A 13,212-nucleotide genomic window follows, 5' to 3' on the forward strand; every position below is an offset into this window, starting at 1 on the left:
TTCCATCGCAAGGGAGTAACGGCGTTGAGCTTTGCCGAGAGCATCACCGTTGAGGCGCTGGAAGCCGATCCGTATCCGATCTATGCGAAACTGCGGCGCAGCGCGCCTGTCGCTTTCGTGCCGGCGGTCAATCTCTGGTTCGTCACCCGCTGGAAGGACGTCGAGACCGTCGCAAAGTCACCCGACATCTTCTCCGCCGTCGTCGGTACGTCTCCGGTCGAACGCTCGTTCGGCAAGCCGACCATCCTGACCACCGACGGCGAAACGCATAGACAGCTGCGCCAAGGCGTCGATCCGAAATACCGGCCGCGCACCGTCGCCGCCTATGCCGGCGATCTCGTACGGTCGATTGCCGAACCTTTTCTCGACCGGATCGCCGAACAAGGCTCCGCCGAGCTGATGGCGGATTATTTCGAGCCGGTGTCGACGCTCAGCCTGGCGCGCTCGCTTGGCCTTGCCGACATCGACATGCCGACGCTGCGCCGCTGGTTCTATGGCCTTGCGCAGGGCGCCATCAATTTCGAGAACGACCCGAAGCGGCAAGAGATCGCCGACGCGATCAGCGCCGAGGTCGGCGCAGCCATCCGGCCGACTCTGGATAGACTTGCGCGCGCCCCCGACGGCTCGGCGCTGTCGCATATGCTGCATGACGGCATGCCGGAAGGCACGACGCGGCCGATCGATTTCTTGATGCCGAGCATCAAGGTCATTCTGCTTGGCGGCATGCAGGAGCCCGGACATGGTGCCGGTTCGATCCTCGCCGGCCTGCTTGCGCATCCCGAACAATTGCGGCAGGTGCTCGCCGATCCCGAGACCTTTGTGCCCAGGGCTGTCGATGAAGGCTTGCGCTGGGTGGTGCCGATCGGCACCCAGACGCGGCAGACGACGCGGGCGGTCGAGCTTGGCGGCGTAACGATCCCTGCCGGCGCCGCGGTCGCTGCACTTGTCTCCTCGGCAAGCCGCGACGAGAGCCGCTTTGCCGATCCAGACCGCTTCGACATCAACCGCAGGGAAGGCAATCATGCCGCCTTCGGCTTTGGTCATCATTTCTGTTCGGGCCGGTTTTTCGCGCGCGAGCAGATGTGCCTTGCATTAAGGCTGCTGCTCCTGCGCTTCCCCGATCTCAGCCTGGTGCCGGGCAAGGTGCCGGTGTTTCGCGGCTGGGAATTCCGCGCGCCAACCACGCTGTATGTTTCCCTGGGAGTCCGCCACCAATGATCAGCCAGAATGCCATCGACGCGCTGCGCAAGACGGAGATCGGCGAGCGGGGCTTGTTTATCGATGGCGTACAGGCCGCAGCGACGAGCGGCGCGACGCTGGCGGTGATTTCGCCGATCGACGGCCGCGCTTTTGCCAGCATCGCCGACGGCAATGCCGCCGACATCGATCGCGCGGTCCGATCGGCGCGAAAAGCATTCGAGAAGGGTTTATGGTCGCGCGCCGCCCCTGCCTTTCGCAAGAAGGTGCTGACGAAATTTGCCGAACTGATCGAAAAACATGTCGATGAGCTGGCGGTGCTTGGCGTGCGCGACAACGGCACCGAGATCGGCATGGCCTACAAGGCCGAGCCGCTGTCGGCGGCCGGCACCATCCGCTACTACGCCGAGGCGATCGACAAGGTCTATGGCGAGATCGCGCCGACGGCCGACAATGTGCTCGGGCTGATCCACAGGGAGCCACTCGGTGTCGTCGGCGTCATCGTGCCGTGGAACTTCCCGCTGATGATCGGCGCCTGGAAGATTGCGCCCGCACTGGCCACCGGCAACAGCGTCGTCGTCAAGCCGCCGGAGATCGCCTCGCTGACCTTGCTGCGGCTGGCCGAACTCGCAAGCGAGGCTGGACTTCCCGAAGGCGTGTTCAACGTCGTTACCGGGCATGGTGCTGTCGCCGGCGAAGCGCTTGGCCTCCACATGGATGTCGACGCCATCGCCTTTACCGGATCGGGGCCGGTCGGCCGGCGGCTGCTCGAATACTCCGCCCGTTCCAATTTGAAGCGGGTCTTCCTCGAGCTTGGCGGCAAGTCGCCCAACATCGTCTTTGCCGACGCTCCGGACCTGAAGCAGGCGGCGGTCGTCTCGGCCAACGGAATCTTTCGCAATTCAGGCCAGGTCTGCGTTGCCGGCTCGCGTCTGCTCGTCCAGTCGTCGGTCTATGATCGTTTCATGGACGAACTTGTCTCGGCAACCACGCTGCTGAAGGTCGGCGACCCGCTCGATCTCGCCAGCGATGTCGGTGCGGTATCGAGCGCCGAACAGCTGGACAAGAATCTCGGCTTCGTCGCCATGGCGCAAGCCGAAGGCGCCCGTCTCGTCGCCGGCGGCAAACGGATACTGACCGAGACCGGCGGCAGCTACATGGCGCCGACGATCTTCGAGAACGTGACGCAAGAGATGCAGCTGGCGCGCGAAGAGGTGTTCGGACCTGTGCTCGGCGTGATGCGTTTCGAGACCGAGGAGGAGGCGGTGCATCTCGCCAACTCCACCGTCTACGGACTTGCCTCGGCGGTGTGGACCGCCAATCTTTCCACGGCCCATCGCATGGTGCGCGCCATCAACGCCGGTGTCGTCCACGTCAACACCTATGGCGGAGCCGATATCACCGTGCCGCTTGGCGGCGTCAAGCAGTCCGGCTTCGGTCGCGACAAGTCGCTGCATGCGCTGGAAAAATATATCGACCTCAAGACCGCATGGATTGCGCTCTGAGCCTCGCGGAAAGGCCAGCGTATCTGCTCTTTTCGTCAAGCTTGGCCTCAGGAACGCCACGCTGGTGCTGGTTGGCGGCGATCGCGCCACCGCTATCGGCAGTTCCGACTAGCGTGGTGTCGTGGGTCCAGGCCTCGCGCGGAAAGCCGTGTTGCGACCGGCCGGTATCACGGCGTCCTACTCCGTTGTGCTCGCTTTTTTTCTGCGCCGATTGGTGTGCGACTGGGCGACGGCCATTCGTAATTCGGGTGTGATCTCCAAAGGCGCATTCTCTGTCCCATGCGGGTCTTGCAGCCCCTGGACGTGGACGGTCGGGAATGGGAGTTCGATGCCCTGCTCCTTGAAGGCCTGGCGGAGGCGCAAAAAGAACCTGCCTTTCATGCTGAAGGCGCCTCCAGGTCTGGTCGTAACCTTGACCCTCAAGACGATGCCGTACTCGCCGAACTCCTGCACGCCCTGCATCTTGATCGGTTCGATCACCCAGTGTTTGAACTCCGGATCTTCGGCCAGTTCCAGGCCAATTCGCTTGATCAGTTTGCGAGCAAAGTCGATATCGGTGTCATAGCCAACGGTGATGTTGAATTTGTCGGTGACCCAGTCACGGCTCTGGTTCTGCACGGCGCCGAGTTCACCGAAAGGTATCGTGAACAGCGGACCACGATGGTGGCGCAGCTTCACCGAGCGCAGCGAAAAGCTCTCCACCGTACCCCTGTAGCTGCCCGATGAAATGTATTCGCTGACACGGAAAGCATCGTCGAGCAGATAAAACACGCCAGAGATCACGTCCTTGACGATGGTTTGCGCGCCAAAACCCACGGCGACGCCGACGACGCCGGCGCCGGCGATCAGCGGGCCGATCTGGATGCCGATCGAAGCGAGCATCATCAGCACCGCCATCACGATGATCACCGCGAGCAGAATGTTCTGGATGATCGGCAACAGCGTGTGCAGCCGCGCCTGATGCGGATCGAGGGTGAGGATGTCTTCTTCGCTCACCACCGCTTGCGGTATCGCGACGCCCAGCTTTCGTTCGATCAAGGCTTTGATGATCGACCAGCCGAAATCGGCAGCAAGGGCAATGACCACGACGTTGATCAAGCCGCGCAATATGAGCATGGTGGTCGTATCGCTGCCGCGCATGGATTGCATGTCCAGGCCCAGTACGCGTGCGAGAAGGTAAGCCGCCGCGAGGATGAAAATCATCCGGATACCGCGATCGATGACAGCGATCGTCACCGCCGGGATCGTCGGCCGGCCGGCATCTTCCGAACCGGGCCGCAGGACGAAATTAACCCCGCGCTCTGTCAGCACAATTGCCAAAGGCAGGAAGAATGCGGTGAAGGTAAACCAGAAGAATGTGTAGAGGCCGGCAATGCGTTCGAGGAACAGAACGACGAAATAAGCCGTCAACAACCATGTCACTGCCGTGTGACCGCTGTGGCGCGCGCCGTCTCGCTGCGTTCTTGGCCGACGCCAAATGGCCAGCAGGAAGAGCAACAGCAGGATGAAATCGGCGCCCACCGACAGGACCATCATTCCGTCCTGGTCTATGCCGAGACCCGGCAAGAGGACAAACGCGGCGGCGAAGAAGGCGAAAACGCCGACGATCCGGGGCAGCCAATAAGCCCAATGGTCAGCAGCTCCGTTGGTGATCGGCAGGGCACGAACCTCGATGGCGTGCTCGACCTCCATGAAAGAAGGGACGAGCGTGGCCATCACGTATAGGCGCACAGCCCACGTAAAGACCGCAGCCATCAGAAATGTCAGCACAATCTCGCGGATGAGCGCTGGCCAGTCGAACAGCATGAACGCACCGGCGCTGCCCAGCGCGAACGAGCCGATCATCATGCTGGAATAAAGCGTGCGGCCGCCGATCTTCTTGGCCCGCCCGATGGGCGTATCTCTGGGTTGCGCGATGATCCAAAGACGAAATGGACGGGTGAGCTTGTATATTGCCCAGGTGAGCGCCAGGCCGGCAGCGATAAAGATCGCAATCAGCACCAATATGCTGACGGGGCCCTTGCTGGACATATCGTCCATGGTATTGGCCCGGACGCGCGCGAACTGGTCCGGCAGCGAAGGCAAGGTTCGCACGATCTTTTCGATGTGATGCTTGATCCGATCGAGCGTCGAGGATGCCATAGTATTCATCTGGCCCGGTGCGGCCACGGCGTCGGCCGGCGGAGCGCTAGTCTCGGCAGGCGCTTCCGTCGATCCTGCGCCCTGATTTCGTTGCTCGGCCACCCAGGCCTTCACCGACGGATCGTCGAGAAGCTCGAACAGCTGTTTGACCTTGTCGGGCGTGACGGCGGCCGGTGCCTGGGCCTGTGCCGGACCAGCCAGCAGGAGGGCGATGCCAAGGACGAGCGGCCCGGCTATCAGGACGAACATCGCCGTCAGGTTCCCGGGACGCCGTGCTGGGCGCGCCGGCTCCCTGGCCCCCAATCGTCGTTTCATGAGCAGCATCGTGCGGTAACCTTCCGGTCAGATCGGCGAGCAAGGACAGCCATGTCCGTCGTTGCCCCCACCTTTAACAAGCCGATGTTGCGGTGCAAGTCTCATCGCACCTAGACCGTTGGGTAGGGCACCAGGCGACCGGCAAGGCTGTCATCACCAGTGCCAGCGTTGCGCTGCATTCCTTGTCCCGACCACCTAGACCGGGTCATTGTCGGTCGTCGGTTGCTCCGCGGCGGGAGCCTGTTACCATGCCGCATTGCACAATTTTGCGACCTTGCCCACAATGCGCGCATGGTCCGCAGCTCACTCGCCGTCCTGGTCATCGACGAAAACCGTATCCGCGCCGCGATCATCGAGGCAGGTTTGCGCGAGGCCGGCCATGAGCGGGTCACCGTCATCCACGACGTGACCGGCATTGCGCGGCGGATCGCCGAGATCGAGCCGGACGTCATCGTCATCGACCTGGAAAACCCGAACCGCGACATGCTGGAAAACATGTTCCAGCTGTCGCGTGCGGTGAAGCGGCCGATCGCCATGTTCGTCGACCGATCGGACCAGGCATCGATCGAAGCGGCGGTCGATGCCGGCGTTTCGGCCTATGTCGTCGACGGCCTCAGGCAAGAGCGCGTCAAGCCAATTCTGGACATGGCGGTCAGCCGCTTCAACGCTTTCTCGCGCATGGCGCGCGAGCTGGAAGAGGTTCGAGGCGAGCTTGAGAGCCGCAAGGTGATCGACCGTGCCAAGGGCATCCTGATGAAGTCGCGCGGCCTGACCGAAGAGGCCGCCTACACGCTGCTGCGCAAGACGGCGATGAACCAGAACCGCAAGATCGGCGACATTGCCCAGAGCCTGGTGACTGCCGCCGGGCTGCTCGGGCCGTCGGAGGACGAATGAGCATGAGCGCCGAGCACCAGATCACCGCCGGCTTCATGCCGCTCTTCGACAGTGCCGTGCTGGTTGCGGCGGGTGAGCTTGGATTTGCCGCACGCGAGGGCATCGATCTCACACTGCACCGCGAGACCTCCTGGGCCAACATCCGCGACCGCATCGCCATCGGCCATTTCCACCTGGCGCACATGCTGGGGCCGATGCCGCTCGCCTGCAATCTCGGGCTGACGCCGCTTGCTTCCGAGACCATCGTGCCGTTTTCGCTCGGGCTTGGCGGCAATTGCGTCACCATCTCCAACGCAGTCTGGGAAGGCATGGCGGCACACGGCGCCATACCCGATCTCGAGCCCGCGCGCGCGGGCGCAGCCCTTCGTGCCTTCATTCGCGACGGCGCCGGGGCTGGCGGCGATCCGCTGCGCTTTGCCGTGGTGCACCCGCATTCGGGGCATAATTACGAACTGCGCTACTGGCTTGCCGGGTGCGGCATCGATCCGGAGCGCGAGATCGAGATCGTCATCGTGCCGCCGCCCTTCATGGCCGATGCGCTGGCCGCCGGGCGGATCGACGGCTACTGCGTCGGCGAGCCCTGGAACAGCGCCTCGGTCGCTGCCGGCACCGGCCATATCGTAACCGTCAAGGCGCTGCTGTGGCGCAACAGTCCGGAGAAGGTGATCGGCGTGCGCAAGGCCTGGTCGCAGGAGAACCCGGTCGCGCTGGCAGCATTGCTGCGCGCGCTGCATCATTCGGCGCGCTGGTGCCAGGACCGGGGCAACCACGCCGAACTGGCTGGTGTGATGGCTCAAGCTGGCTTCCTCGGCCTGCCACCAGCTGTCCAGATGCCGATCCTGACCGGCCATCTTGAACTGGGCGGCGGCGCCGAACTGGATGTCGACGACTTCTTCCTGCCCTTCGACAAGGCGGCGAACTTTCCGTGGAAGAGCCATGCGCTGTGGTTCTATACGCAGATGGTGCGCTGGGGGCATGTCGAGCACACGCCGGAAAACCTCGCTATCGCCCGTGACTGCTACCGTCCGGACCTCTACCGCTCGGCGCTAAAGCCGCTTGGCGTTGCACTTCCCGGCGCCAATGCGAAGGTCGAGGGCGCGCTTAAGGTCGCCACGGCTGTCGGTGCGACCGGGGCAGGCTTGGTGCTTGGGCCGGACGGCTTCTTCGGCGGTCAGACCTTCGACCCCGACGAGATCGACGGCTATATAGCGCGCCAGAAAGCCGCTCGCGCGGAAGCCTGATCATTCTCGCGCCATTCTTGTGCATTGCACAAAAAATGTGCGTGCGATTGCTGTAATGAACAATCTTTGACCTGCTTGCGATGTCGCCTCGCGTGCCGGCGTCTGGCGCATAATGTTGATTTCATTTAGGTTTTTCGTTTCACTCAGAACTGGCACGGTTCCTGCTTTGAATTAGCCAGGCCCTTCGCGGGTCACGGAACAGGCGTCCAATGGCGGGCGCCACAGGCAAAGCTGCCGCTCAGGTCAACGACGCGATCCCGGATGTACGGACGCGCGAGGCCTGGACGGCGGCTTTTTTGTTTTGGCCACTCGACGAAGCCCTCGCGTTCAACCGGAGATCACGATGAAAGAAAAAATAGGGAAATGGATCGGGACGGGAACATCGCTCAAGGATGTGACGCGCCGCGATTTTCTTGTCAGCAGCGCCATGACGGCCGGCCTGTTCGTGGCGGCCCGCAAGCTCTTCCCCTCGGGCGCCTATGCCGCCACGACCGCTCCGGAGGTCACCGGCGCCAAGCTCGGCTTCATCGCGCTGACCGACGCGGCGCCGCTGATGATCGCCAAGGAGAAGGGGCTGTTCGCCAAGTTCGGCATGCCCGACGTCGAGGTGCTCAAGCAGGCCTCCTGGGGCGCGACGCGCGACAATCTGATGCTCGGCGGCGAAGCCAACGGCATCGACGGCGCTCACATCCTGACGCCGCTGCCCTATCTCATGCACACCGGCAAGGTGACGCAGAACAACCAGCCGATGCCGATGGCTATCGTGGCGCGGCTCAACTACGACTGCCAGGGCATTTCGGTTGCGCAGGAATACGCCGGCACCGGTGTCGGCCTCGACGCCTCCAAGCTGAAGGACGCCTTCGCCGCCAAGAAGGCGGCAGGCAAGGAAATCAAGGCCGCCATGACGTTCCCGGGCGGCACGCATGATTTGTGGCTGCGCTATTGGCTGGCCGCCGGCGGCATCGATCCCGACAAGGACGTCTCGACCATCGTCGTGCCGCCGCCGCAGATGGTCGCCAACATGAAAGTCGGCAACATGGACGTGTTCTGCGTTGGCGAACCGTGGAACGAACAGCTCGTCCACCAGGGCGTTGGTTTCACCGCCGCCACCACCGGCGAACTGTGGAAGGGTCATCCCGAAAAGGCGCTCGGCCTCCGCGCCGAATTCATCGACAAATACCCGAACGCCACCAAGGCGATCGTGATGGCCGTCATGGAGGCCCAGCAATGGTGTGAGGCCACGGAGAACAAGGACGAGATGGCCGCCATCATCGGCAAGCGGCAATGGATGAACGTGCCTGTCGCCGACATTATCGGCCGCCTCAAGGGCGACATCAACTACGGCAATGGCCGCGTGGCCACCGGCACTGACCTCTACATGAAATTCTGGAAGGGTGGCGTCTCCTATCCCTACAAGAGCCACGACAGCTGGTTCCTCGCCGAAAACATCCGTTGGGGAAAATTCGCGCCGACCACCGACATCAAGACGCTGGTCGATCAGGTCAATCGCGAGGATATCTGGCGCGAGGCGGCGAAGGATCTCGGCGTTGCCGCAGCCGATGTTCCGGCCTCGTCGTCGCGCGGCGTCGAGACCTTCTTCGACGGCAAGATTTTCGACCCGGCCAACCCGTCGGCCTATCTCGACAGCCTGAAGATCAAGGCATCGGCTTGACCAGCGCAAACGGCGCGTTCCGCCGTTTGTCGCCCCAGCGCAACGGCGCTTCGCCGTTGTCGCCCGCATCGACCCCGGAGTTATTGTCAGACATGTCCATCCAAGCCATTGAGGAAACCACGGTGAAGGCGTTCCCCGCGAAGCCTGCCGCGGTCATCGCTTTCACCGCCAAAGCGCGGCGCCGCTTCGACCCGATCGCGATCGCCGGCAGGCTGGCCACCGCCCTGGTGCCGCCGGTCATCGTTATCGCCTTCATGCTGGTCGTGTGGCAGATCGCCTGCTCGTCGCCGACCGCCAGCCTACCGCCGCCCAGCCAGGTGTGGAACGAGGCCTATGACCTGATCGCGCATCCGTTCTTCAACAACGGCCCGCAGGATATCGGCCTTGCGTGGCGGGTGCTGATCTCTCTGCAGCGCGTCGCCATCGGCTTCGGCCTGGCGGCGATCGTCGGCGTCGCGCTCGGCGCCCTGGTCGGCCAGTCGATCTGGGCCATGCGTGGCCTCGATCCGGTGTTCCAGATACTGCGCACCGTGCCGCCGCTGGCCTGGTTGCCGCTGTCGCTGGCTGCTTTCCGCGATTCCAGCCCGTCGGCGCTGTTCGTTATCTTCATCACCTCGATCTGGCCGATCATCATCAACACCGCCGTCGGCGTGCGAAACATTCCGGAAGACTACCGCAACGTCTCACGCATCTTGCGGCTCAACCAGTTCGAATTCTTCGTCAAGATCATGGTTCCGGCCGCCGCACCCTACATCTTCACCGGCCTCAGAATCGGCATCGGCCTGTCCTGGCTCGCCATCGTCGCCGCCGAAATGCTGACCGGCGGCGTCGGCATCGGCTTCTTCATCTGGGACGCCTGGAACTCGTCGCGGCTGCCCGACATCATCGTCGCGCTCGCCTATATCGGCGTCACCGGTTTCTGCCTCGACCGCCTGGTCGCTGCGGTCGGCGCTTTCGTCACCCGCGGCACAACGGCAAAGTGAGGAGAGGGCGATGACGGCCTATCTGAAGCTCGACCATATCGACAAATCCTTTGCCCGCGGCGGTCAGGTCAGCGAGGTGCTCAAGGACATCAGGCTGACCATCGACAAGGGCGAATTCGTCTCCATCATCGGCCATTCCGGCTGTGGCAAGTCGACCTTGCTCAATCTGATCGCCGGGCTGACCAAGGTTTCCGCCGGCGCCGTGCTGCTTGAAAACAAGGAGGTCGACAGCCCCGGACCCGAGCGCGCCGTGGTGTTCCAGAACCACAGCCTGCTGCCATGGCTCACCGTCTACGAAAACATCAGCCTGGCGGTGTCGAAAGTCTTTGGTCGTTCCAAGAGCAGGACCGAACGGCATGACTGGATCATGCGCAATCTTGATCTCGTGCAGATGGCCCATGCCAAGGACAAGCGGCCGGCCGAAATATCGGGCGGCATGAAGCAGCGCGTCGGCATTGCCCGGGCGCTTGCCATGGAGCCGAAGATCCTGTTGCTCGACGAGCCGTTCGGTGCACTCGACGCGCTGACGCGCGCCCATCTTCAGGACGCGGTCATGGACATCCATTCCAGGCTCGGCTCGACGACGATCATGATCACCCACGATGTCGACGAGGCGGTATTGTTGTCCGATCGCATCGTCATGATGACCAACGGTCCGGCGGCTACCATCGGCGAGGTGCTTGCGGTGCCGCTGGCACGGCCGCGTCGCCGCGTCGAACTCTCTTCCGACCGCACCTTTTTGCGCTGCCGCGAAGCGGTGCTGAAGTTCCTCTATGAACGTCATCGCTTCGTCGAAGCCGCGGAGTAACGCCATGACCGAAAAGCTCGTCATCATCGGCAACGGCATGGCCCCTGGGCGCATGCTGGAGCATCTGCTCGAACAGGCGCCGGGCCGCTACACCGTGACCATCTTCAACGCCGAGCCGCGGGTGAACTACGACCGCATCATGCTGTCGCCGGTTCTCTCCGGCGAAAAGGCCTATGAGGAAATCATCATCCACGGCGACGGCTGGTACATCGCCAACAACATCACCCTCTACAAGGGTCACAAGATCGTCGCCATCGACCGGGCGGCCAAGACCGTCACCTCCGACCACGGCGTCACCGAGCCTTACGACAAGCTCGTCATCGCCACCGGATCAGTGCCTTTCATCATTCCGGTGCCCGGTCACGATCTGCCGGGCGTGCTGACCTATCGCGACCTCGACGATGTTCAGGCCATGATGCTTGCCGCCCAGTCGCGCGCCAAGGCCGTGGTCATCGGCGGCGGCCTGCTCGGGCTGGAGGCGGCAGCAGGTTTGAACGCCCAAGGCATGGACGTCACCGTGCTGCATGTCATGCCGACATTGATGGAGCGTCAGCTCGATCCAGCCGCCGGCTATCTCCTGCAGCGCGCGGTGGAACAGCGCGGCATCAAGGTCATCACCAAGGCCAACACCCAGGCGATCACCGGCAACGGCAAGGTCGGGCAGGTGGAGCTTGCCGACGGCACCATCATCCCGGCAACGCTGGTGGTGATGGCGGTCGGCATCCGGCCGAATGCGGCGCTGGCCAAGGAGGCCGGCATAGCCGTCAATCGTGGTATTGTCGTCGATGCCGGCATGCGCAGCAACGACCCCGACGTCTACGCGCTCGGCGAATGCGCCGAGGTCAACGGCCAGGTCTACGGGCTGGTCGCGCCGCTCTACGAGATGGCGCGCGTTGCCGCGAACCAGTTGGCCGGCAACGAGGCAGCGGCCTTCGTCCACATGGACACGCCGACCAAGCTCAAGGTCACCGGCATCGACCTGTTCTCGCTTGGCGACTTCGCCGAAGGCGAGGACCGCCAGGAGATCGTGCTGCGCGATGCCGCCGCCGGCGTCTACAAGCGCCTTGTGCTCAAGGACGACCGCATCATCGGCACCGTGCTTTATGGCGAGACGGCGGATGGGGCCTGGTTCAACGATCTCAAGAAGAAGCAGACCGACATATCGGAGATGCGCGACACGCTCATCTTCGGCCAGTCCTACCAGGGGGGTGCCCCGCTGGACCCTATGGCGGCCGTTGCAGCCTTGCCGGATGATGCGGAAATCTGCGGCTGCAACGGCGTTTGCAAGGGAAAGATCACTGGCGCGATCACGGCCAAGGGCCTGGCTTCGCTCGACGACGTGCGCGCCCACACCAAGGCATCGGCTTCCTGCGGTTCGTGCACCGGGCTGGTCGAGAAGCTGATGGTGCTGACCATCGGCGACAAATACAACCCGGCCGCCGTGCAACCCATGTGCGGCTGCACCACGCTCGGCCATGACGAGGTGCGCCGGCTGATCATCGCCAAGAGCCTGAAGACCATTCCCGCCGTCATGCAGGAGCTGGAATGGACGACCTCCTGCGGCTGCGCAAAATGTCGGCCGGCGCTCAACTACTACCTCGTCTGCGACTGGCCGAACGATTACGCCGACGACTATCAGTCGCGCTTCATCAACGAACGCGTCCACGCCAACATCCAGAAGGACGGCACCTATTCGGTGGTGCCGCGCATGTGGGGCGGCGTCACCAACGCCGCCGAACTGCGCGCCATCGCCGACGTCGTCGATAAGTTCGAGATACCGATGGTCAAGGTCACCGGCGGCCAGCGCATCGACATGCTGGGCATCCGCAAGGAGGATCTGCCGGCGGTGTGGGCCGATCTCGGCCAGGCCGGCTTCGTCTCAGGCCATGCTTACGCCAAGGGCCTGCGCACGGTGAAGACCTGTGTCGGCTCCGACTGGTGCCGCTTCGGCACGCAGGATTCGACCGGCCTCGGCATTCGCATCGAGAAATTCATGTGGGGCTCGTGGACCCCGGCCAAGGTCAAAATGGCGGTGTCGGGCTGTCCGCGCAACTGCGCCGAGGCGACCTGCAAGGATGTCGGCGTGATCTGTGTCGACAGTGGCTACGAGATCCATTTCGCCGGCGCCGCCGGCCTCGACATCAAGGGCACCGAAGTGCTTGGCCTGGTCAAGACCGAGGACGAGGCGCTGGAGCATATCGTGGCGCTGACGCAGATGTATCGCGAGCAGGGCCGCTATCTCGAGCGCATCTACAAATGGGCCAAGCGCATCGGCATCCCCGAGATCAAGCGCCAGATCATGGACGACGGTGCAAAGCGCAAGGCCTATTACGAGCGCTTCGTCTTCAGCCAGAAATTCGCCCAGGTCGACCCGTGGTCGGAACGCGTCTCCGGCAAGGACAAGCACGAGTTCCGGCCAATGGCTTCTGTCGGGTTTGCGCAGGCGGCGGAGTGA

Annotated in this window: 9 protein-coding genes; 8 read left to right on the forward strand and 1 reads right to left on the reverse strand. The window is 63.3% G+C overall.

What is annotated here, in order from left to right:
- Positions 1 to 24 precede the first annotated feature (24 nt).
- Together X756_RS157205 and X756_RS157200 are read left to right on the forward strand one after the other, a co-directional pair.
- Positions 25 to 1,218, forward strand: coding sequence for a cytochrome P450 (locus tag X756_RS157205; protein WP_023729181.1), 1,194 nt, complete (start codon positions 25 to 27; stop codon positions 1,216 to 1,218).
- Positions 1,215 to 2,702 (forward strand): aldehyde dehydrogenase, encoded by a 1,488-nt coding sequence (locus X756_RS157200; protein ID WP_023729182.1) that lies wholly within the window; start codon positions 1,215 to 1,217, stop codon positions 2,700 to 2,702. Before X756_RS157205 ends, X756_RS157200 begins: the two co-directional genes overlap by 4 nt.
- 177 nt (positions 2,703 to 2,879) lie before the next feature.
- On the opposite strand, the gene X756_RS157195 is transcribed toward X756_RS157200, so the two are convergent.
- Positions 2,880 to 5,168 carry a mechanosensitive ion channel family protein gene (locus tag X756_RS157195; RefSeq protein WP_245264461.1) on the reverse strand — a complete coding sequence of 763 codons (2,289 nt, stop codon included), beginning with the start codon at positions 5,166 to 5,168 and terminating at the stop codon, positions 2,880 to 2,882.
- 282 nt (positions 5,169 to 5,450) lie between these two features.
- Here X756_RS157195 and X756_RS157190 point away from each other — a divergent pair, with 282 nt between their 5' ends.
- The 6 genes from X756_RS157190 to nirB all read left to right on the forward strand — a co-directional run bounded on the left by X756_RS157190 (position 5,451) and on the right by nirB (position 13,212).
- Entirely contained in the window at positions 5,451 to 6,053 is a 603-nt protein-coding gene (locus X756_RS157190; RefSeq protein WP_023667842.1) for an ANTAR domain-containing response regulator, read from the forward strand.
- A gap of 2 nt (positions 6,054 to 6,055) precedes the next feature.
- Positions 6,056 to 7,294, forward strand: a complete 1,239-nt coding sequence (locus X756_RS157185) for a CmpA/NrtA family ABC transporter substrate-binding protein (protein WP_031237953.1) — start codon at positions 6,056 to 6,058, stop codon at positions 7,292 to 7,294.
- A gap of 343 nt (positions 7,295 to 7,637) precedes the next feature.
- Positions 7,638 to 8,966 (forward strand): CmpA/NrtA family ABC transporter substrate-binding protein, encoded by a 1,329-nt coding sequence (locus tag X756_RS157180; protein WP_031237955.1) that lies wholly within the window; start codon positions 7,638 to 7,640, stop codon positions 8,964 to 8,966.
- Between the two features lie 92 nt (positions 8,967 to 9,058).
- Positions 9,059 to 9,949 carry a nitrate ABC transporter permease gene (gene ntrB, locus X756_RS157175; RefSeq protein ID WP_023682697.1) on the forward strand — a complete coding sequence of 297 codons (891 nt, stop codon included), beginning with the start codon at positions 9,059 to 9,061 and terminating at the stop codon, positions 9,947 to 9,949.
- A 10-nt stretch (positions 9,950 to 9,959) separates the two neighbouring features.
- A complete protein-coding gene (locus tag X756_RS157170) occupies positions 9,960 to 10,757 on the forward strand; it encodes an ABC transporter ATP-binding protein (RefSeq protein WP_023682696.1) in 798 nt (265 codons plus the stop codon).
- A gap of 4 nt (positions 10,758 to 10,761) precedes the next feature.
- Positions 10,762 to 13,212, forward strand: coding sequence for a nitrite reductase large subunit NirB (nirB, locus tag X756_RS157165; RefSeq protein ID WP_023708118.1), 2,451 nt, complete (start codon positions 10,762 to 10,764; stop codon positions 13,210 to 13,212).

Origin of the sequence: Mesorhizobium sp. LNJC405B00 (assembly GCF_000502615.1) — a bacterium.
Taxonomy (GTDB): domain Bacteria; phylum Pseudomonadota; class Alphaproteobacteria; order Rhizobiales; family Rhizobiaceae; genus Mesorhizobium.